At 60.1% G+C, this 21,543-nt stretch carries 19 protein-coding genes and 1 pseudogene; 13 read left to right on the forward strand and 7 right to left on the reverse strand.

Translation table 11 applies throughout. From position 1 onward, the window contains the following. Nucleotides 1–39: 39 nt before the first annotated feature. From AC0J5Z_RS19130 to AC0J5Z_RS19145, 4 genes are all read left to right on the forward strand, one after another. On the forward strand, nucleotides 40–918 hold the full coding sequence (locus AC0J5Z_RS19130) for a carbohydrate ABC transporter permease (RefSeq protein ID WP_475035534.1): 879 nt from the start codon (nucleotides 40–42) through the stop codon (nucleotides 916–918). Beyond that, entirely contained in the window at nucleotides 918–1,820 is a 903-nt protein-coding gene (locus tag AC0J5Z_RS19135) for a carbohydrate ABC transporter permease (RefSeq protein ID WP_475035536.1), read from the forward strand. Before AC0J5Z_RS19130 ends, AC0J5Z_RS19135 begins: the two co-directional genes overlap by 1 nt. 38 nt (nucleotides 1,821–1,858) lie before the next feature. After that, nucleotides 1,859–2,938 carry a LacI family DNA-binding transcriptional regulator gene (locus tag AC0J5Z_RS19140; RefSeq protein WP_475035538.1) on the forward strand — a complete coding sequence of 360 codons (1,080 nt, stop codon included), beginning with the start codon at nucleotides 1,859–1,861 and terminating at the stop codon, nucleotides 2,936–2,938. A 190-nt stretch (nucleotides 2,939–3,128) separates the two neighbouring features. Further along, nucleotides 3,129–3,743, forward strand: a complete 615-nt coding sequence (locus AC0J5Z_RS19145; protein ID WP_475035540.1) for a DedA family protein — start codon at nucleotides 3,129–3,131, stop codon at nucleotides 3,741–3,743. Between the two features lie 60 nt (nucleotides 3,744–3,803). On the opposite strand, the gene AC0J5Z_RS19150 is transcribed toward AC0J5Z_RS19145, so the two are convergent. After that, entirely contained in the window at nucleotides 3,804–5,498 is a 1,695-nt protein-coding gene (locus AC0J5Z_RS19150; protein ID WP_475035544.1) for an amidohydrolase, read from the reverse strand. Next, nucleotides 5,491–6,945 carry an APC family permease gene (locus AC0J5Z_RS19155; RefSeq protein ID WP_475035546.1) on the reverse strand — a complete coding sequence of 485 codons (1,455 nt, stop codon included), beginning with the start codon at nucleotides 6,943–6,945 and terminating at the stop codon, nucleotides 5,491–5,493. The genes AC0J5Z_RS19150 and AC0J5Z_RS19155 overlap by 8 nt, the downstream gene beginning before the upstream one ends. Before the next feature lie 90 nt (nucleotides 6,946–7,035). Here AC0J5Z_RS19155 and AC0J5Z_RS19160 point away from each other — a divergent pair, with 90 nt between their 5' ends. Continuing rightward, nucleotides 7,036–7,638: a TetR/AcrR family transcriptional regulator gene (locus tag AC0J5Z_RS19160; RefSeq protein ID WP_475035548.1), complete on the forward strand. Its 603-nt coding sequence runs from the start codon at nucleotides 7,036–7,038 to the stop codon at nucleotides 7,636–7,638. Between the two features lie 79 nt (nucleotides 7,639–7,717). Here the strand turns inward: AC0J5Z_RS19160 and AC0J5Z_RS19165 are convergent, their stop codons facing one another. Continuing rightward, nucleotides 7,718–8,617, reverse strand: coding sequence for a LysR family transcriptional regulator (locus AC0J5Z_RS19165; protein ID WP_475035550.1), 900 nt, complete (start codon nucleotides 8,615–8,617; stop codon nucleotides 7,718–7,720). Nucleotides 8,618–8,743: 126 nt separating this feature from the next. Between AC0J5Z_RS19165 and AC0J5Z_RS19170 the strand changes: the two genes are divergently transcribed. From AC0J5Z_RS19170 to AC0J5Z_RS19205, 8 genes and pseudogenes are all read left to right on the forward strand, one after another. Next, nucleotides 8,744–10,213, forward strand: a complete 1,470-nt coding sequence (locus tag AC0J5Z_RS19170) for an aldehyde dehydrogenase family protein (protein WP_475035555.1) — start codon at nucleotides 8,744–8,746, stop codon at nucleotides 10,211–10,213. Between the two features lie 2 nt (nucleotides 10,214–10,215). After that, nucleotides 10,216–11,934: a hypothetical protein gene (locus AC0J5Z_RS19175; protein WP_475035558.1), complete on the forward strand. Its 1,719-nt coding sequence runs from the start codon at nucleotides 10,216–10,218 to the stop codon at nucleotides 11,932–11,934. Continuing rightward, entirely contained in the window at nucleotides 11,931–12,923 is a 993-nt protein-coding gene (locus AC0J5Z_RS19180; protein ID WP_475035560.1) for a membrane dipeptidase, read from the forward strand. Before AC0J5Z_RS19175 ends, AC0J5Z_RS19180 begins: the two co-directional genes overlap by 4 nt. Next, entirely contained in the window at nucleotides 12,916–13,656 is a 741-nt protein-coding gene (locus tag AC0J5Z_RS19185; RefSeq protein WP_475035562.1) for a hypothetical protein, read from the forward strand. The genes AC0J5Z_RS19180 and AC0J5Z_RS19185 overlap by 8 nt, the downstream gene beginning before the upstream one ends. Continuing rightward, the gene (locus AC0J5Z_RS19190) at nucleotides 13,653–14,033 is read left to right on the forward strand and encodes a RidA family protein (protein WP_475035566.1); all 381 of its coding nucleotides are present in this window, start codon (nucleotides 13,653–13,655) and stop codon (nucleotides 14,031–14,033) included. The genes AC0J5Z_RS19185 and AC0J5Z_RS19190 overlap by 4 nt, the downstream gene beginning before the upstream one ends. A gap of 69 nt (nucleotides 14,034–14,102) precedes the next feature. Then, the gene (locus tag AC0J5Z_RS19195) at nucleotides 14,103–15,464 is read left to right on the forward strand and encodes an MFS transporter (protein ID WP_475035568.1); all 1,362 of its coding nucleotides are present in this window, start codon (nucleotides 14,103–14,105) and stop codon (nucleotides 15,462–15,464) included. Between the two features lie 106 nt (nucleotides 15,465–15,570). Continuing rightward, nucleotides 15,571–15,816 (forward strand): annotated as a pseudogene (locus AC0J5Z_RS19200) (LacI family DNA-binding transcriptional regulator); the annotation flags it as partial. Nucleotides 15,817–15,885: 69 nt separating this feature from the next. Beyond that, nucleotides 15,886–16,719, forward strand: coding sequence for a substrate-binding domain-containing protein (locus AC0J5Z_RS19205; protein ID WP_475039789.1), 834 nt, complete (start codon nucleotides 15,886–15,888; stop codon nucleotides 16,717–16,719). On the opposite strand, the gene AC0J5Z_RS19210 is transcribed toward AC0J5Z_RS19205, so the two are convergent. The 4 genes from AC0J5Z_RS19210 to AC0J5Z_RS19225 form a co-directional block, all read right to left on the reverse strand. Further along, nucleotides 16,690–17,400 carry a sulfite exporter TauE/SafE family protein gene (locus tag AC0J5Z_RS19210; RefSeq protein ID WP_475035570.1) on the reverse strand — a complete coding sequence of 237 codons (711 nt, stop codon included), beginning with the start codon at nucleotides 17,398–17,400 and terminating at the stop codon, nucleotides 16,690–16,692. The genes AC0J5Z_RS19205 and AC0J5Z_RS19210 overlap by 30 nt on opposite strands. Before the next feature lie 80 nt (nucleotides 17,401–17,480). Continuing rightward, entirely contained in the window at nucleotides 17,481–18,911 is a 1,431-nt protein-coding gene (locus AC0J5Z_RS19215; protein ID WP_475035574.1) for an amidohydrolase family protein, read from the reverse strand. Continuing rightward, entirely contained in the window at nucleotides 18,908–20,278 is a 1,371-nt protein-coding gene (locus AC0J5Z_RS19220) for a uracil-xanthine permease family protein (RefSeq protein ID WP_475035577.1), read from the reverse strand. The genes AC0J5Z_RS19215 and AC0J5Z_RS19220 overlap by 4 nt, the downstream gene beginning before the upstream one ends. A gap of 576 nt (nucleotides 20,279–20,854) precedes the next feature. Continuing rightward, a complete protein-coding gene (locus AC0J5Z_RS19225) occupies nucleotides 20,855–21,139 on the reverse strand; it encodes a DUF1905 domain-containing protein (protein ID WP_475035579.1) in 285 nt (94 codons plus the stop codon). Between the last annotated feature and the right edge of the window lie 404 nt (nucleotides 21,140–21,543).

Raw genomic sequence — 21,543 nt, forward strand, 5'->3', positions numbered from 1 at the left:
CGGCGGGGGCTCCCCCGGCCCCCGCCCGAAAGGCCCACCATGCTACCCAACAGGTCAAGGACCTCGGTCCTGGTTTTCCTGCTTCCACCGCTGCTCCTCTACTGCGCGGCCGTACTCTTCCCGATTCTTCAGTCGTTGTTCCTGAGCTTCTTCTCCTGGAACGGCATCAGCGAGATGGAGTTCGTAGGGCTCGCCAATTACGTCCGGATGCTCACCGCGGACGACATTTTCTGGAGGTCCTTCTTCAATGCACTCCTCTACCTGGCCATCTGCCTGGTGCTGCAGCTCGGCGGAGCACTGGTCGTAGCCAGCCTGCTCACGTCACTTCGCCGGGGCCGGGAACTCATCAAAACCCTTTACTTGCTGCCAGCTGTGATCTCCACCGTAGCGATCGCATTCCTCTTCATCCGCATCTACTCCATTGACCCCGTTGGCTTGTTGAACCAACTGCTGCATTGGGTAGGTTTGGGTTCCTTTGAGCGGGCTTGGCTCTCCGATGTAAACACCGTACTGGCAGCCGTATCAGCCCCCGAGGGCTGGCGGTTCACCGGACTTTACATGCTCATCATTTACGCTGCCCTGATCGCCGTGCCCAAGGAACTGGAAGAAGCAGCGGTCTTGGACGGGGCCTCGAAGTGGACCCTCTTCACCAAGATCCGGTTTCCGTTCATACGTCCTGTGTGGATTACCACCACCATCATGGCCACCACCTACGGCCTGCGCGGTTTCGATATCCCGTACCTCATGACCAACGGTGGCCCCGGGCAGTCCTCCGAGCTGCTCACCACCTACATGTACAAGACGGCCTTCACCAGCACGGACTTCGGCTACGCAAGCACAATCTCCGTCTTCATCGTGATCGAGTGCCTCGTCGCCGTCGGCCTCATCTTGTTCATGCTTAAGCGGAAGGCAGACTAATGATCACCCAGACAGCCCCTTCTACCCCGCGTGCGACAGTTCCGTCGTCGCCGGTTCCTAAACGACGGCGGCGTAAGCCGAGCCTGTACCGGACACTCTCGCGGGTCCTCATTATGCTCATCGTGATCGTTCAGGTGTACCCGCTCGCCTGGCTGTTCGTCACCAGCCTGCGGACGGAACACGACTTCGCAACCGGCGATCCCTTCGCTCTTCCCAGCTCTTTGACGTGGGAAAACTATGCGAGGGCCTTCGAAACCGGCGACCTCGGCCGGAACATCCTGAACAGTTTCATTGTCACCATGGGCGCCAACATCCTCATTGTGTTGTTCGGCATGATGGCTGCCTACGCCATTCAGGTTCTCGGCTTCCGCCTGAGCCGGTTCGTCCGCGGTTTGTTCCTGGTGGGGATCATTGTTCCCGTTCAAATCGCTTTGGTCCCACTGTTCATTGACTACTCCGCAGTGAACCTGTTGGACACCTATCAGTCGATGATCATCCCCTTGGCCGGCTTTGCCTTGCCCATGTCCATTTACCTGTTCTCCTCCTTCTTCGAGTACATTCCGCGGGAAACTTACGAGGCCGCGTCCCTGGATGGTGCCGGCCCGTACAGGATTTTCGGTTTGATCACCCTGCCTCTGTCACTGAACACCGTGGTCACTGTTGTACTGGTGAACAGCATCTTCATTTGGAACGACTTCATCTTCGCCAACACTTTTGTCCTCTCCGAGGACTTGAAGACGATTCCGCTGGGCCTGCAGAACTACATCGGGGCCATGGGCAAGGTGGATTGGACGGCTACCTTTGCGGCGGTCTGCGTGACCATTACTCCCCTGCTCTTGGTCTTCCTGGTCCTGAACAAGGCCATGATCCAAGGCCTTGAAAGCGGGGCGACGAAGGGATGACCGCCATGGCAGACGGATATACTCCAGAAGGAGGACAGATGATTTCGCAGGAGAAAAATTCAGGCAACGCGGCCGCCCCCATCGTTCATGCCAGAGCGGGCCGCGCGCATCCGGTGACCCTCCGCGAAGTCGCTGAACTAGCGGGTGTCTCCACTGCCACTGTTTCCCTGGTCATTAACAAAAAGAAGAACGCGCGCATTGCGGATGAGACGCGTCAACGGGTAACTGAGGCGATCGCTCAACTGGGATACCGACCGAATGCCATGGCCAAAACACTGGTCAGCGGAACCTCGAAGTTCATCGGGTTGGTGGCCGACGGCGTAGCCACCACGCCCTTCGCGGGCCAGATCATCCATGGTGCCCAGGATGAAGCCTGGAAACATGGTTACGCACTGCTGATAGCCAACACCGAAGGCAACCAGGACCTCGAAAGAGATGCCATCGCCATGATGCTGGAATACAAAGTCCGCGGCATCCTCTACTCAACGTGGTTCCACCGCCCCACCGACATCCCGAATACCCTTCGCGAGGCGGATTTTGTCCTGGTCAACTGTTTTTCCCCCGACGCCGGGACCGCGCGGGCCGTAGTACCGGATGAGGCGCAAGGTGGACAGTCGGCCACTGAGATCCTGCTCCGCTGCGGCCACCGGCGAATCGCGTTTATCAACACCACCACCCCTGCACCCGCCAAAGATGGCCGACTCCAGGGCTACAAGGAGGCACTTGAAGCCGTCGGAATTTCCTTTGATCCCGATCTGGTGCTCGAAGCGTACCCGGATCAGGAAGGCGGCTACGGTGCCACTGAGGATCTGCTCAAGCTTGGAGTCAGTGCGGTGTACTGCTACAACGACCGTATGGCCATGGGACTTTACGATGGCCTGCGGGAAAACGGCCTCTCCATTCCGGAGGACATTGCCGTGGTGGGTTTCGACAACCAGGAAGTCATCGCCGCCCACCTCCGGCCGCCACTTTCCACGGTGTCACTGCCCCACTATGAACTAGGCGCTGCGGGTGTTCGGATGTTGTTGGGCATTGATGCCGCGCCTCTCGAGTCCGCTGTGAAGATCGCTTGTCCGGCAGTTGAGCGCGACTCCGTGGCCGTTCACTCACCTGCCTAAAACCTCTTGACATTGCTTGTTGCCCGAGGGCATGGATAGGAATAGCGTTGAGGTGGAAGCCCAGTGGTCCCCCATCACTGGGCTTCCCTTTGGAACCGGCAGCATGCGCTTCAGGCCTCAATAGGAGAGTCGCTTAAGAAAGGAGATCGACCTGATCAGTTTTCTTAAGGCGACTGCTGCAGCCGATGAATTGAGCGGGATTGTCGGTATCGCCGCGCAGGTAATCGAAGCCCTCGGTGAATGGGGCGTGGGCTTGCTGACGCTTCTGGAGACTGTATTCCCGCCCATACCCAGCGAGGTGATCCTCCCACTGGCTGGATTCCTTACCCAGCAGGGAAGCATGAACCTGATCCTGGTGTTCGTCACCAGCACCCTCGGGGCATATGCCGGCGCAATGCTCCTCTATTGGCTGGGGTACAAGGTGGGGTTGGAACGGTCCATCAAGCTACTTTCGAAACTGCCTTTGGTTGATCGGGAAGACTTCGAGAAGGCCGCTGATTGGTTCGAGCGCCACGGTAAATCAGCAATATTCTTTGGCAGGCTGCTACCCGGCGTGCGCAGCCTTATCTCCCTCCCGGCTGGTGCCGAACGCATGAACCTGATGACGTTCAGCGTCTTTACCGTGGCCGGGACCGGCGTATGGAACGCCCTGCTCATTGGAGCGGGCGCACTGCTCGGAAAGCAATATCACTTGGTGGACCAGTACTCACGATTCCTCAATTACGCCGTGTACGCAGGGATTGCCGCCCTCATAGTGTGGCTCATCATCCGAAGGGTCAAAAAGCGTAAGGAAAGTACTCGCTGACCTGATCCCACGGTCGCCCCAACACCCGTATCCTGCATGATGCGGCAAGCGCCCTGCCCCTCAATGGGAGCACGTTGAGTGCGCCGAGGAAGGGATGCCATGGTTCGCATACGCCGCAGCGGCCGGCACTGGAGGTTCCTCGCCGTACTCTCGGCGGGCGTCGTGGACCACTCCACCATTGACAATCGTCAAGTCAGCCCGCTCACCGAGAAGTTCCGAGGCTTCCAGCGCATACAGGTTGGCCGACCAGACCACGACGTCGGCCCTCGCGCCTAAGCGGATGACCCCCAGCTCCTCTTCTGCATGCCAAGCCCACGCGCCACCTTGCGTATAGGCCCGGAGGGTTGTATCCAGGTCAAGCCGCTCATCAGGTGTCCAAGCCGAGCCGCCGTCGAGCCCCGCCCTCGTCAGGGCCGAGTAGAAGCCCACAAGGGGATCCATCTCGCCCACTTGCCAGTCGCTGGAGAAGGCCAACCGGGCACCCGAATCGGCAAGGGATTTGAACCGCCAGGCCCGGTTCCAGCGTTCCTCGCCTACGTTGTCCATCCACGTTCCCGAAACCAGGTCGGGTGAGCAGTGCCGCGGCTGCATAGCCGGAACAACGCCCAGCTGGGCGAACCTGGGCAGGTCGGCGTCGTCCAAACACTCCACGTGCACAATCCCGTGCCTGCGATCGGTGGTGCGGTTATGGCGCTGGGCGTGCTCAATCGCGTCAAGTGCCATTCGCACACCCATGTCGCCGGTAGCATGCGTATGCGTCTGGAAGCCCATCCGGTCCAACTCGCCGAGCATCGCCGTGAACTCATTGGGCGGTATGCTCGGTGACCCCCGGTGGCCCGGCCTGTTGGCATAGTCGGCAAGCATGGCAGCTGTGTGTGGTTCGATCACATCATCGGCGTACAGCTTGACCGGCCCAAGCCGGAGCATGTCGTCCACTGGCGCACTATGAACTGCCTCGCGAAGATCCTTACGGAAACCCGAATCGGAACCAACGGGATGGAAGAGGGCTGTGATCACCCGAGAGTGCATCTTCCCCTCCCGTCGCGCCCGGTACATCAGGTCAAGTTCCGCCAAAGGCACTTGGGGCTCGATCACTGTGGTGATGCCACTCGCCGCAGCCATCGCCAAACTTGAGGTGATGCGCCGGTAGCGGCGGTCCGAAGAATACATGGGGACGTCGCGTTGGAGTCCTCGCAGTCCCGCAGTTGTCATGGCGCTCGTATAGAAGTCCGTGACCCAGCCAGTCGGCTTGCCATCGGCACCGGTTTCCGGACGGCCCCATGGGATGGATGTGCCACCATCGATTCCGAGCACTCGCAGGGCGGCGTCGTTGAGCCACACTGAGTGTTGGTCGTACGTGGTGATGAACACCGGGCGGTCAGTCAGGCCCTGCAGGTCCGTAGCGTTGGGCCTCCGACCTTCCACCACGGAATACACGGCGTTTTCGGCGCACACCCAGTCCAAGTCCGGCCGCTCCCTGGCATGATCGGCGATGCGCTGGCGGACTTCCCCCAAGGAGTGGGCCCCCTCGAGGCTGACGGCGTCCGGATCGAATCCAAGAAGCAGGTGGTTATGACTGTCGATGATGCCGGGCGTCAGCAACCTTCCGCCCAGGTCGATCCGACGGCGGGCCGCCGGCGCGTCGCTGTCTGTTCCGACATAGGTGATGAATCCGCCGGTAATACCGACGGCCTGGGCCCAGCCGGCGCCGTCAAAAGTGCGGACAGTTCCGTTGTGGAGCAGCAAGTCAAGCAATGTGGTTCTCCTCGTCAACAACAGCGTCAAGCAACAGCAGGTGGGTGCCGCTCCGCGGCCGGAGGTACAGGAAGTAGTAAGCGAAACCGGCGGCCACGAACAGCAACGAGATGCCCAGGCTCAGCCATTGCGCCGGATCCAGAATGGCCACAATGAAGACCAAGCAAAGGGCAGCGATGCACAAGGCGGGAGGCAACGGCCACCATGGCATCCTGTAGCCGGCCCGGTTGGGGTTGGTCCGGCGGTGGTTGATGGCGGCCAGCGCAATGAAGAGATAGCTAAAAGTGAGTGTGGAACCCGTGGCAGTGAGGAGGATATCGATCGGGAAGAAGCACGCCAGAAATGCGAACAGGCCCATGACGGCCGTGGCGGCAACGGGCACATGGCCTTTGCTGCTGACCCGACGCAGGCCGCGGGAGAGGCTACCGGGCAGCGCCTGATCACGTGCCGCTGCGTACAGCAGGCGCCCCGCTTGGAGGGTGATGGCGATGATCGCGTTGACGATCGCAAACGCCACGGACAACAGCACCAGCATGGTCAGCGCTTCCCCTGCACGCTCGCTCAAGAAGGCCTCGACAGGCAGCGCCGAGCCAAACAGCTCCTCTTGCGATGAAGCCCCCAGAAGGATTGCTCCCAGCGGGATGATTTCTGCGGCGATAGTCACAGCCGCACTCCAAATCACTGCACGGGCCAACGTTTTGGTGGGATTCTTCGTTTCCTCGGCAAAGTAGACCGCTCCCCCGTAACCGTTGAAGGAGAAGATGCCCTGTGTCACGGCGATCATGAGCCCGGAGATCGCCAGCGGGGCCAATGAACCGGTGGCCGGGTCCAAGGCTTGGGCAGTGAAGAGAGACTCCACTGGTCGCTCGATGTGGATCAGGCCCAAGACTGCAAGGAGGACAAGTGCGGCCATCTCGATGAACAGGAAGACACCGGTCAGCCAGGCGTTCGCCCTGATATTGAAGCAGGCGGTGACGGTGGTGAGAACTACCACCGCCAGCGCAGTCTGCTGTGGTGACAGCCCTGCAATCGCCACTCCCAGATAATCGGCAACACCCAGCGCGAAGACCGCCACAATCAAGGGGAGGGAGACCAAGCTGATGAAAAAGGTGACGACACCAAACGCCGGCCCCAATGCCCTGGAAACCAAGGAGTAGTCGCCACCTGCCACAGGGTAGGCGGACGCGAGTTCCGCATAGCAAAAGGCCACGAGAATACTGACAACACCGGCAATCAGAAATCCCCACACCACCCCCGTACCGAACGCCGTTAGTGCGGCGCCGCCGAGGATGAAGACGCTGGAAGCCGGGGAGATCGAAGACAGAGTGATGAGGATGTTTCCTCCAAGGCCCAGGCTACGGGACAAGGAGGCGTCATAGTTTCGTCCGGTCCCGGCGCTTGGGGAGCTTGGGGATTGCGCCGGAACGGAAGTAATGGGCTGTTCCATGGGAGTCCATTCAGGTTGGAATTAGTTTTTTGACGTCAGCGTCAAATAACTATTGGAGTGTGGCAGCTCACATCGGATAGTGTCAAGAGCATGGCAAGACCCAACACTCAGGAACAGCGCCGCTCCGAACTTGTCGAAGCGGCACTCAAGGAGGCCTCCACACAAGGCCTGCGCTCGCTGTCCCTGACCGATGTGGCAAAAAGGGCCGGGCTGACCAGAGGGGCGTTGCTCTACTACTTCGACGACCTTGACGCCCTCCTGGTGGAGGCGCATCGCGCGGGAACGGAGCGGTTCTGCGACCACCGCGACAGCGTGGTGGCAGAACTCGAATCACCCGCTGACAAACTGCGGGCAGCGATTGCCGCCGGCCTGCCCAGCGGACCCGACGACGCACTCATGCGACTGCTCTACGAGTTCGATTTCATGGCCGGACAGTCGGACCTTCACGACACCTTGGTCCAGCAGATGTACTTGCGACAGACTGCCACCTATCGTGCGATCTTTGAGGAAGGCAATGCGTCCGGCGTCTTCAGTATTTCCACCGATCTCGATCAGGCGACTATGAACATGGTGGCCCTCGAGGACGCCTACAGCCTGCACATTGTGGCAGGCAACAGGCTCGTCACCGTCGACTTGGCCCGCGAGGCCATGCTCGCTTTTGCCGAGCAGATAGGTTGCCCGACAACGCCCTGAAAGTGCCAACGTCGCCGGGTTGGATAGAACAGCTATAACCGAGGATGCGCTTTCTTGGGCCTTGAGCCATGGTTTCGCGTCAGCCCTTTTTGGGCTCCCCCATTGTCTTCACGCAGGCCTCCCTCACTTTGCTGACAAGCGGTGACTCGGCCATCTCATTGCCGTAGATGAGACTGACCCGGGAAATGGCATTGGCGTCTTCAATGTCCAGGTAAGACAACCCGGGTATTGCAAAGGCCCGCAGCGATTCCGGAACCACCGCAATCCCCAGATGGGCAGCGACGAGGCCAAGAATGGTGGGGAACTGCACCGCTTCCTGGGCGAGGTCGAAGTCCACGTCCGCGGCCCGGAGAAGAGAGGAGATATGGTCGAACAGACGCGAAATGCGGGTGCGGGGGAATGCAATGAATTTCTGTCCCTGCAGTTCTCCGAGCCGGACAGACGGCCGCGCTGCCAATGGATGATCAGCCGACACTGCCACGATGAGCCGCTCATTCTGAAGGAGTGCTGAGCTTAGCCCCGGCACGGCTCGGACTTCCCTGGCAATTCCAGCATCCAGCGAACCAGCGCCTATGAGATCGATCTGGGCGTCGGTGGTTTCCTCGCGGAGTTCAAGCTCGATACCCGGCCATTTTGACCGAAGTTCCCGAACAACAGGTGGCAGGGCAGCAATGGCCGCGGACGAAACAAACCCGAGGCGCAGCCGGCCAATCTCACCTTCCCTCGACTGCTGTAGGGCAGCGGTCATCACGGCGTATTGACCTAAGAGCTTCCTGGCATGCTTCAGGAGAAGCCGGCCGTCAGCAGTGAGTTGGACATTGCGGGAATTCCGCTCGAACAGTGTGGTCTTGCACTCCTCCTCCAGCTTGCGGATCTGCTGGCTCAGAGGCGGCTGCGCCATATGCAGCCTCTCAGCTGCACGGTTGAAGTGCAGCTCTTCGGCTACTGCGACAAACAGCTCAAGGCGGCGAAGGTTCATGAGAACAAGACTAAACGAATATCGATTGGCACTGAATAGATACTTCAGTGTCCCGCTTGTCAGGTCTACCGTTGATCGTGAGGACAGTCACAGAACACCGAACACAGAGGTTAGAGAATGCCCGTCATGACAAAGCCAGCCACCAGCTTCATCAACGGAAACTGGATCGAGGGAAACGGTGAAACCACATCTCGTCACAATCCAGCGGCTCCCCATGAGACCGTCACCACCTACCACCAGGCAGGCTCCGAAGACCTGGCACGTGCCGTTGACGCCGCCTCTTCGGCCGCGCTGGCTTGGGACGGACTTGGAATCCTCGCGCGAGGCCGGATACTGTCCGCCGCCGCAACTTTGATCCGTGAACGATCAGATGAAATAGCCCGCCTCATGACGGCCGAACATGGCAAGACCCTTGCCGAGTCGAGGATGGAAGTTGAGGCCTCCGCAGATACTTTCGATTACCACGGGAGTTCGGCCCGGAACCCGGTCGGCACAGAGTATCCGTCCAGTCATCCTGACGAGCGGATCCTCACTGTACGCCGTCCGCTGGGCATCGTGGGAGTCATTACTCCATGGAACTTTCCGCTCCAGATCCCGGCATGGAAGATCGCACCAGCACTTCTGCACGGCAACACCGTGGTGTGGAAGTCTGCTAGCCATACCCCCGGAGTATCAGCATTCCTCGTGGACATCCTGGCAACAGCAGGCGTGCCGGCCGGCGTCGCCAATCTACTTCTCGGCCCAGGCACGCTGGGATCCGAACTCGTTTCCCATCCATCCATCGCGGGCGTGACCTTTACCGGTTCCGTTCCCGTGGGCCGGCATATTCGCGGGATTGTCTGCGGACGGGGAGCGAAGCTCCAGATGGAACTCGGCGGACACAACGCCACTCTCGTCCTGCCCGATGCGGACGTGGAACTCGCTGCTACCAGCGCTGTCACCGCGGCTATGGGTTCTTCGGGCCAAAAGTGCACCGCCACCCGGCGGATCATCCTGGTCGGCGACGGACACGAAGCGTTCCTCGAAAGAGTCCAGCAACTCGTTGCCTCGCTGGTTGTGGGGCCAGGAACCGACCCATCAGTGCAGATCGGCCCGGTTGTCTCCGCTTCTGCCAAGGACGAAATCACCTCAGCCATCAAACAGGCCATGGCCGAAGGCGGAGAAATTCTGGCCCAATCCCCTGCCCCCGGTGCCAGCACCGCCACCGGCACCGGAGGGCATTACGTTCAGCCAACGATCTTGAAGGGGCCCGCCTCCATGACGATCTGTCGCGAAGAAGTCTTCGGGCCTGTCGTTACCGTTCTCCGGGCAGACTCTCTGGACGAAGCCATCGCTTTGGCCAACGACACTGCCTTCGGCCTCACAGCCTCTGTCTTCACCAGTGACGAGCGGGCCGTACGACGCTGCGTCACTTACTTGGACGCCGGGCTGGTCAAGGTGAATGCACCTTCAACAGGTTCGGAACTTCACGCTCCCTTCGGCGGAATGAAGGACTCCACCTTTGCCGGACCCAGAGAACAGAACAGTGCCGCGGCAGCTGCGTTCTTCACTCATGAAAAAACCGCGTACCTTCGCCTCGCACCCGAGAAGGCATGACAATGACACTGCAAGACGAACGAACATCTCTGGAACTCCGACCTCCGGAGCTTGTGCTCTCCAGCGCTGACATGAACGGTGCGTGGGCCACCAGGCACAGTTTCGCCCGAGCCCTGCTCCGCCGCGCAGCATCACGCAGGTGGACCGTGACCACCAGCCGTCTCGATTTCGATGCAGATGCCAGGGGTACCGCCGTCTATACGGTGGACGCCGAAGGACGGCAGCTGAGCTTTGTTGCGTTTTGCCGAACCCTGCAGGAGAGCGAACGCACAGACCGGGTCATCGCCGACGCGTGGGACGTTACCGCCGCCCTCGTTGAAGGAGAACTCACCCCGGAACGCGAAGAGCAGTTGCGACTCAACGTTCCCGTTCAGGAGAGAGGCCGCGTCGACCCGAACACGATCATCCTGACGCGGGCGAACCGCAGCGCCCGCTTCTTCGACTACGTCAGCAACTGCTTGTCCCGCGGAGCGCAGCCCGAGGTAGAGACCATTGGTCCCAGCCCGTACCTGATCCGCAGCACGGCGTTCTATGGCAATGGAAAGTTCGGGCTCAAGGAGTTCTCCGCCATTCCCGCCGACCACCCGCTGGGCGTGCCGTACCGATCGCAGATGCTTGCCGCCTGGCTGCTTCGCGAACTCAGCATGGACATGGTCGAGCACGTTGCCCAAGCTAAAGCCGCAGCGTCGGGCACAACCCCGGTTCGATTGGACGCCGAGTGGGGCCGCTACCTTGGCCTCGGCAACGCCACCGGGTTAGGGATGGTCCCGTTTGTGATCAACCATCCCGGTTACTTGGACGCATGGTGCCGGTTGCGGGAAATCCCTCTCGCCACGGGGCTTGAATTGCTCTACGCACCTCATCATCCCCACCTCGCGCGCGTCGCCGGTCTTCTCGCTGACGCCGATCGCCACCTCGCCGAAAAGGACGGTCTCCACACCGCCCCCTTCCTGCCTGCAGTAACCATCCGCCAGCAGCTCAAACACTTGGACGAGCACCTTCACCATTACATGCAGTCGGAGTCCGAGCCAGTTGCGGTCCTCCAGGATCTTCATGAGTTGGCAGCGGACCTAAGCCCCGAGATCCGAGGAATTTTTGCCTCCATCGTGATCGAACTCCAGGACGGCTTTGATGACACGGCAGAAGAACTGCTGCGAGTCGATCGTGCAGCGCCGTTCGATGCCGCCATGCGCTGCTGGGAGCTTCGGGAAATCCTGGAATCAAACTACGCCTGGACCCAAGACTTCGATTTCACGAACCCTGAAAGGGAGCACTATTTCTGGTTCTCCTCGGCGGCCAATGAAGAACCCCGACGCGCTCCACGGGCCGGTCAACCCTCGGATAGGCCCGAGCACAGCACCGACATAGCCCGCCGCATCCAGGCTCTCGCCAAAGACCTCCACCGCTTTCCTGCCAGGTCACAGCTCGCCGAATTCCTTCTGGCCCACCCCGAACACCGGTTCGCCGCAGCCCGTGTGCAAGAAACGCGGCCCTACCGGTACGGGGAACTGCAGGACAACCTCATAGATGCGGAGTTCCTGCCCCTGAGTACCCAACGCTTTCAATTGGCCACTTACGGTATGAACAACTTCAGCCCTCAGTCCACTGACTGGCTTCGCGTGACGCTCTTCAGCGGCGCACCGCGTGCCGCCGACATCAACCAAGGCCATAACCAGGACGACTGGCTATTCCCCACCGCGCCGAACAAGGCAGAGTCATGAGCCTTCACGACCAGATAACCGTTGTGGACGGATTGCAGATCAGCAACTGGAGCCGGTCCGTCCTGGAAGAACTGCGCACTGGTGGTGTCAGTGCTGTCAACGCCACGTGCGCTGTCTGGGAAAATGCTGCGGATACTCTCCGATCAGTCGGCGAATGGCTGGACCTCGTCAACCGCAACCCGGATCTGGTCTTCCTGGCCACCGTCGGTGCCGACATCGAGCTCGCGAAGCAGCACAACAAGGTGGCCGTATTCTTGGGATTCCAGAATGCCAGCCCCTTCGAAGACGACTACCGGTACGTTGAAATTTTCCATCGCCTTGGGATCCGGATAGCTCAGCTGACCTACAACAACCAGAACCTCATTGGCAGCGGATGCTTCGAAACCGACGACGCCGGGCTGACCCGGTACGGGAGGGTCATTGTCGAAGAGATGAACCGTGTCGGCATGCTCATCGACCTCTCCCATGTTGGATACCGAACCAGTCTGGACGCCATTGAGGCCTCAACGGCGCCGGTCGCCATCACGCATTCGAACCCTCTCTGGTTCTACGACACCCCCCGGAACAAGCCCCACGAAGTCATTCAGCCTTTGGTGGACCGGGGCGGAGTCATCGGTTGCTGTCTCTACCCAACTGTCAGCGGCGGTGAACACGTCACGATTGAGAGTTTCTGCGCAATGGTTGCCCGCATGATTGACCAGTACGGTCCAAGCAGTATCGGTATCGGCAGCGACTGCACCCGCGGCTGGAACCAAGAGTTTGTCGGCTGGCTTCGCAACGGCCGCTGGCAACCCACTGACCCTCACGATGCACCCACCTGGCCGACTTGGCCCGCCTGGTTCAATGGACCCCTGGATTTCCCCCAGCTCACCAACGGTCTTGCCACCGCGGGCCTCACTGATCAAACCATCACCGCCGTGATGGGCGGCAACTGGAGCCGGCTTTTTAGCGAAGTCATGAACACCACGAAGGAACACGCCCATGCTTGACCTCACCAGAGCAGCTCCGGAAGATCAGCACACACCCCCAGTGATCTCCGTCCAGCCTCGGGAAATCACTGAAGCGGCTTTCCGCGCCCTGTGCTCGGCCGGCGCCGATCCCTCTGAAGCGCAGGAAGGAGCTCTGGCGGTTCTCCGTGCCGAATCAGAGACACATGCAGGACTCGCACTACTCAACGAACTGCTGAAGGCAGACTGGAAAACGCCGGAACGGCCGACTCTATTCAAGGACTCCGCCCAAACAGGCGACACTGCGTTCACGCTCCACTGCCCAGGGCAACCTCCGCTGCGAACTGCCCTGCAGCTCTTGGATCTCGCCGATTGCGGCGCCGAAAGCGGGACGAGACTGGTCCGAGCAAATGACTCGATCATTCCTGAGCTCCTATGGATCGACCTGCTGATACGTCGTACGGCAACAACGCAACGACGGCTGGTCATCGCAGTCACCGGCCCAGCAATGAACACCACTGACAGCTCCCGCCCTCACTACCTGAGTGTGCAGGACGGGACGGTGACAAGAACACCCCAGGCAATCCCCGCAGCCACAGTTGCCCTCATACCCGAGCCAGCAACCGGCAAGCAAACCGTGGTGGTGTCCCTCCCCGACTCTTTATGCACTGACCAGCAGACAGAGCACGTTCGCTCCTGGGCGCTAAGAATGCGAGAGAAGGACTGGCAAACCATGTATCAGCTGTCGCGGAAGTTCTTGGTGCAGGACGCATGAGCGAGATCACCCGCACCCAGTTCACCGACGGTAAACCGAGGCCCTATTCCGCCTCCGCCGCCGCTGCCGGAATTGTCTACCTTTGCGGCCAGATACCGGCCCGTGGGGACGGGACAGTCCCTGAAGACATCGCCGGTCAGGTTGTTCAAGCCTTCGACAACCTCGAGCACGCGCTCGAACAGGCGGGATCAGACCTGTCCCAACTTCTGAAACTTACAGTCTTCCTCGCCAACTTGGACGAATTTGATGACTACAACGCCGCCTACCTCACCCGGCTTAGCGGCCACCCCTTGCCTCCCCGGACCACCGTTGAAGTTGCCCGGTTCAGAGGCGACAAGCGCATCGAGATCGATGCCGTCGCAGCCGTAACAGCCTAACCGGACCACGGTCACGGATCTGTTGGGTTACCAACGTCGTTTTCCCTCCTCCTCAGATCGGAACCACCCATGCTCTCCCAAGCACCAGCCCCCGCGTCTCAAATGACCATTGATTCGGCACCGCTGAATTCCTTTCACAAACGCCTCACCCTGTTCAGTTCAGGCGGTCCGTTCCTGGACGGCTACATCCTGGCCATCATTGGCATCGCCTTGGTCCAAGTCATTCCGGCGTGGCAGATGAACGACTGGTGGAACGGCCTCATTGGCGCCTCTGCCTTGGTCGGGGTCTTTCTCGGCGGCCTGATCTTTGGCAACCTGACCGACAAAATCGGGCGAAAGCTCATGTACACGATCGACCTCATCGCCATCATCGTGTTCTCCATTGCCCAATTCTTCGTCCAGGAACCCTGGCAGCTGTTCGTGCTCAGGCTGCTCATCGGCATCGCTGTGGGCGCTGACTACCCCATCGCCACAGCATTGGTCGCCGAGTTTGTTCCCAAGAACTGGCGGGCCCGGTTACTCGGAGGCCTCAACGCCATGTGGTTCGTCGGTGCCACAGTGGCAGCCTTCGTCGGTTACTGGTTGCTGTCGTTTGAGGACGGTTGGCGCTGGATGCTGCTCTCCTCTGCGGTACCAGCAGTGTTGATCCTCGTCGCCCGAGCCACCATCCCTGAATCTCCTCACTGGCTGGTTGGCAAGGGCCGGCACCAGGAAGCGCTGGACATCCTGAAGAAGACGATTGGCGAGAGCGCCACCTTGGAGGGCATTACAGCCCACGACCCGAATGCCGCCAAACTCAGCACTGCGAAAGCGTTCAAACTGGTCTTGACCGGCGGGTACCTGAACCGTGTCATCTTCATCTCTGTCTTCTGGACTTGCACCATCGTCACATTGTTCTCGATCTACGCCTTCGGGCCCCAGATCCTGGCGTTGTTCAATCTCCAGTCAGGCGACGAAGCAAACATCGGCTACGGACTGATCAACTTGTTCTTCCTTGTAGGCAACGTCGTTGCCCTTCTTGTGGTCGACAAACTCGGTCGGCGTCCTGTGCTGATCTGGGGCTTCATCCTTTCCGGTGTGGGCTTGGTTTTCCTCGCCGTCTTCCCCGACGCACCCTTGGCCCTGATTGCCCTGGCCTTCGCCTTCTACGCCATCTTCAACGGCGGCCCTTCGATCCTGGAGTGGATTTATCCCAACGAGCTGTTCCCGACCAAAGTCAGGGCAACGGCTGTTGGTCTCTGCACCGGCACGAGTCGAATCGGTGCGGCCATCGGCACGTTCGCGACCCCCTTGGCTCTGACCCACCTCGGACTTTCAGGAACCATGTGGATCGCGGCAGGAATCGCCCTTGTAGGAGCGGCCGTCAGTTTCTTCATGGCACCGGAAACCAAAGGGCAGAACCTCGAAGAAGCGGCAGCCCTTCGGTCCTGATAACAAATTTCCTTAATCACATCTGAACCAGCAGGAAGCAGCTGTCCACCGAGGACGGCTGCTTTCTGGTTCTTGGGGCCGGGGCCGTGCTGCAATGGCTGTTTAGGTGACCCAAACGACGCATTTCGGCTCGCATCTTTTGCCCAGAAGACGGGCAAAGGGTGCGTGGTACTCTTCGAGCACCAGCAGGCGGGGAGGAAAGAGATTGGGTTCGGAGAAACGTCCCACGATTAGTGACGTCGCACGTGTGGCAGCCGTATCAAGGACGACGGTTTCACACGCGCTAAACAATCGGGGATACGTTGACCCCGGCACCAAAGCGAGGGTGCACTTGGCGGCCGAGGAATTGGGTTATCGGCCCAATGTCCGGGCCCAGCGCCTCCGGACAGGTAGTGCCCAGACCCTTGGCCTCGTGGCTTCGATGCCCGCTTCGGTTGCTGCGGGACCTTCAAAACTTGGCTTCTTCATGGAGGTGGCAGCCTCTGCGGCGGAAACGGCCCTGTTGAATGGTTTCGCCATGATTCTCGTACCGCCGCTGCAACAACGGCCGGAATTGGATCAGTTCGATATTGACGGCGCGGTGGTCGTTGAACCTGAGGAAAATGACCCGGCGACCAGTCGGCTGCGTGCACTCGGTGTTCCAGTGGTGAGCCTGGGCCGACAGCCGGAGGCGGAGACTCAGATCCCGTACATCGACATGCAGTCCTACCGAACAGGGAACCTTCTGCTAGAGCACCTGTTTGAGCAGGGTTCCCGTTGCATTGCCCTGATAATTGGCTCCCAACAGAGGCACTCGTATATTGATGTCTCCCGGGCCTACGAGGACTTCACCTCGGAACACCAGCTTGAGCCGCTCGTCATTCGATTGGACGAAGAGGAGGGCGAGGCCGGCGGGTATCGCGCTGGCCTCGCCCTCCTGGAGTCACATCCTGAGGTTGACGGTATCTGTGCATTGGTGGATGCCTTCGCCGTCGGCGTCGTCCGTGGCCTCCACGAAAGCGGCAAGAGAATCCCCGCGGATGTCAGGGTGGTCACCCGCTATAACGGGCTCCGGGCCCAGACGTGTGTGCCCCCGCTGACAGCGGTCAACCTTCACTTGGCCGATGCCGCTGACCTCGCCGTTGATCTGCTCCTTGAGCACCGCTCCGGGAACCACTCCCGGCACGTCGTCCTCGGCCCGGAACCTGAACTGATCCCGCGGGCATCGTCCGTCATGGTTGACCGGTCACCCCTGGAACAGCACAGCGACTCCTGAGACGAGGGCGAAGGTGAGCACGATGGTCCTCATGCGCTTGCCTCCGAGACGGTGATGAATCGCTGCGCTGGCAACGGCACCGATGGCCAGTGCCGGCAGAAGGAACAACGCCATCTGGAACTGCTCGAAATGGACGTTGCCGGTTGCCCCGAGCAAAGCCAGGGACATAATCTCCCCGACGAGAAAACAGAACGCCACTGTTGAGCGGAGCACCGCCGCTGGCCGGTGCTGGTAGGCCAGGACCAAGGGGGGTCCCCCGATACCAGTTGCTGTTTCGGTGATGCCTGTGACCGTTCCTACCGCCAGCAAAGCCCCTCGTCCGGCTTTAAAGGATGGAATGATCAGGGAAACGAGCGCGGCAAGAATTGTCGAGATTCCGATGAGCAGGCTCAAGCCCGAAGGGGGAACCGCGACGAGTACCCAGAATCCACCGGCTGTTCCGGCTATCCGGCCGATGGTGATCCAGCCTGCTCCACGTAAATCGAGTGCGTGGCGTTCCCGCCAGACAACGTAGGCGTTCAGGGGCAACATGAGAACCAGCAACAGCACCGGCAACAGCTGAGGTTCAAAAAGCCCGACGACAGGGGCCACGATCAGGGCGAATCCCATCCCCGTGCTTCCCTGCACCAGGGATGCCACGGCTACGGTTATCGCCACCAGGATGAATATTTGGGTGCTCACTTGTTTCCTTCTGTTGGTTTTCTTGCGGCAAAGCCAAGGTCGTGGCGCCGAAGAGACTCCCCTCGGCGCCACGGAGGGCATTAGCCCACTAGAGAGGGGGTGCCGGTTTTGGAGCGCTGACGCAAGAGTTGATGTTCGGTGGCAGTTGGATGCAGGCGCCGGACGGGTGCTTTTGCCATGACACGATAGGCAACCTCTTGAGCTTCAACCATGAAGGCTTGGGCGTCCCAATCCACGGGCCATCCTTCCCAGAGCCTTAGCTTGCCGGCCACGACGACCGCCATGATCTGATCGCGGTTGGCATACCGGACGAGCTCCCAGCTGGGATCCCACGATGGCTGCATTTCCGGGACGGACCAATCCAGTACGAGGAAATCAGCGGATTTACCCACCGCGATCTCTCCAGTGATCGCCCCAAGACCCGCGGCTTCAGCTCCTCCTTGGGTCGCGTGATGCAGCCATGTCCAGCCGCCGCCGCAGGAGGAGTCGCCGGTTTGGATTCCAAATGCCAGGCGTTGGGCCAGTTCGGCGATGTCGAGCAATCGGAAGCCGTCGCTTCTGGTGCCGTCCGTGCCGATCCCGAAGCGAATGGCCCTCTCTGCAAAGTACAAGGCTGGTGCTACGGCGTTTCCTTTCCATGCGCTTGCGACCGGGTTGTAGCTAACAGCACAGTCTGTTTCTTCGAGTAGCCGGAGTTCATACGGTGTCAGGAGAGTGGCATGGGCGGCCAGCGTTTGCGGGCCGAGAGCGCCGACCGAATCCATGTATTCCAGTGGTCTGAGCCCCCAGCGTTCGATGGAGCGCTCGACCGAGGCCAGGTGTTCGTTCAAGTGAACCTGGTAAACGGCCCCAGCTTCATGGGCGAGAAGTGAAGTATCGCGAAGGACAGATTCGCTTGCTGCTTCAGGGATGGACACAGCCAATGACGGGTGGACAAGGGACCCAGCGTCCCAACGGCTGAGATGGCGCTCCGCACCATGCATGACCGTTGCGTAATCCAACGCGGAACCGTCGGGAGCAACGTCGTTGCAGATGTAACCCAGCACGGTACGAAGGCCGACGTCCTGGGTTGCAGCTGCGACCGTTCCTACATCAACGCTTGCTCGTGTTCCCGCGTCACAGACTGTGGTAAACCCGCCTCGAAGTGACTCCAAGGCGGCCAGCTTCGAGGCCACGTAGATTGATTCGTCGTCGAGGTGCTGCTCCAACGGGACCCACAGCCGGCGGAAAATCTCGGACGGCTCGCCGCAGATCATCGATTTGCCGAAGCTTTGGGTCAGGTGGTGATGGGTATCTACGAAGCCTGGCATGAGGAGGTGGTGATTCAAGCGGACCGGTGAAAGTGCCGGATTCTCTGCCACGAGCTTGGAAGCCGGGCCCACCTCGCGGAAAACACCATCGGCGATAACCACCGCATGGTCCCGCACGGGACCGGTGGGGAGCAGAAGCAGTTCCGGCAGGAGCAGCATCTCGTCGGAGTTCAAATGCTTGATGGATATTGGAGTGTTCACAGGGACTCTTTCACTTGGTTTTCAGGTGCTGGGGATTCTTCGTCTGCCGTGTTTGCCCCCGGGCCGGAGCTTTTTCCCAGGTGCAGGAAGAGAATGTTCATCACGACGCCGACGAAAGCTGTCATTGCGACACCGCTGCCCAGCAGAATGCGGGCATTGGGCGGTAGTTGGTCGTACATGCCTGGTACGAGGGTGGGCATGAGGCCGGCGCAGAGGGCGACCGCGGCGATCATGGTGTTTCGATGGTCTTGGAAGTCCACGCGCCGTAGCATCTGGATGCCCATGGCCAGAATGATTGAGAAGACGATGACCGCCGTGCCGCCAACGACAGCCGTAGGTATTGCCGCCATCAGTCGTCCAACGGGCGCGAGGATTCCGATAAGGATAAGGATGAACCCGGCCGTGACTGTGACGAATCGGGTACGGACTCCTGTTGCTTTGACGATGCCGATGTTCTCGCCGCTGGTGACGATCAGCGAGGTCCCGAACAGGCCTCCCAGGAGCGACATGATCGCATCACCGCGGATAGTTTTCGGCGCATCGCGTTTGGCGACGATTTCCTTGCCAACAACCTCACCGTTGAGGACTGTCTGGCCGGTCGCCTCTGCCATTGAGGCGATACTGAAAATCAGCAGCGGGAGCGAGGCCAGAAGGTCGAACTCGGGAGGTCCGAAAGGCAGGAACTGGGGAAGAGCGATGACGTTGCCCTCGGCGATGCCACTGAAGTTCACCAGGCCCATCGGCGCGGCAATGGCGGTGGCTCCCACCATGCCCAGCAGAACAGCTACCGGCCGCCAAGACCGCGGAAGGAAACGATAGAAGAGCACGATGAGGAGGATCGTGGCGACACCCAGCGTGAGGTGGTCGAAGCGCCCGAAGCCAGCCGTGTTGGGTTGACCCGTTATGAGCAAAGCGGAGTGCTTCACCAGGTTGATCCCAATGACGACGATCATTGTTCCGATTACGACCGTTGGGAAGAATCTGAGCAGTCTCGTAAACAGCGGAAGAACCACGAAGTAGAACACGCCGGTGAGGATCACCGCGCCGGTAGCCATCTGTAGGCCGTGCTCTTGGGCAATCATGAGGAACATGATGATTGGAGCGCCGCCCGGGAGCATGACGAACGGCAGTTTCGCGCCCATCTTCCACGGGCCGAACGACTGCAGGAGCGTCCCCAGGCCCGAGAGTATGAACGTGGCGCTGAGCAAATTGGTAGTGAGTGAGTCGGATAGTCGGAGGGTCTGGCTGACGAGGAAGACTGCTGAAAGTGGAGTCGCAACCATGACCATCACGTGTTGCAGTCCCAAGGGAATAAGGCGTCGAAGGGGTGGAACTTCGTCCACGGGGTGAAGCTTTGTACGTTCCATGATGCATAACTTCTCTCGAAGATGGTCTGTCATCTGAAGGGCCTGAAAGTCAGGTTGGTGCAGCGACGGCCCGGTAGGGCCGTACAACCGACGTTGGTCTGCTGCGCCTATGGAAACTACTTCTTTACCTGCTTGGGACTGATGTTGTGACCAGACCCCAAATCGATTTGGGATGAGTATCTACGAGGCGTCGGCGGCGTGTCAATGGCAGTGTTCAGCTCCAGATAACCGCCACGGCATTCATGGAGTGGAAAAGCCGGTCCGGTGCGATCGGCCAAACGCGATATGCGGACCGACTGGCCTCCTGACCTCGGAGTTTACGGTTGGAACAGCTGACAGCACCGCGCATCTGCGGCAGCACTACGTCCCGCCGTAAGGCTGTGAGTCACATTTGGTCCGGAAGCCACAGGCCGCGCCTCGGCGCACCGCAAGCTCGCGGCTTCGCGCTACTGACGCACCCGCGGCATCGAACTCCGCCGAAGTAGGAATCTCTATGCACAAAGGCGCGTGAGCGTTCGGTGACGCCGGTCGGGCACATTCGAGCCGTCTGAAGTGGCCTGAGGCGGGATGACCTTGTCAGTTCAGGCGCTGAGTGAGGTGAACTTCAACGGCGTCACCGTCGTCCTTCCCGATGGCTTTGCGGACCGGAGCGGCCACCGGGAGTTTGTGCGTACCGTCTCCCAGTGCCATGAAGGCCCCGGTGAAGGGGTGCCCGTCAACGGTGCCGGCCACTTTGACCAAGCCACGGGTTCCAAAGATCTTCGCTGAATCGGGTAGCTGAACACAGGTCCAAGTGTCACCTGGTCGTACTTTGCCGAGCCGGGCAACGAAGGTGATGTCCAGAGGTCGTGGTTCTGCCATCTTCTCTTCTCGTCCTTGTCACTGAGCCGAAGTCTGCAACAAAAGCCAAACACAACCGGGACCACTTTGTCTTGGCTTTGCAGGTGGGTCGTTCCACTTACACGTCCGCCTCACAGCTGCCGCCTATTGGGGCAGTGCATCGCCGAAGATCCCTCCCCCGCGATTGAGGCAAGTCCGTGACGCGTTGCTAACGAACGCCTGCGCGGCCCATCGCTAGGCTTAGACGAAACTGAAACCAGAGAGGCATGGTGTTGTGGGGGGAACGACCCGGAAAGAGTGGTGCCATAAACGACACCGGGCCGAACACTGGCGGGCATTTGCCGTGCCTGCTGTCGTTGGCTTGGCCGTCCGGGGCATCGCTGGAGTGAACTTCACAACCGGCTGTACCGACCAGGCGGCGCTGT

It is taken from the genome of Paenarthrobacter sp. TRD_SC_7 (genome assembly GCF_056156245.1).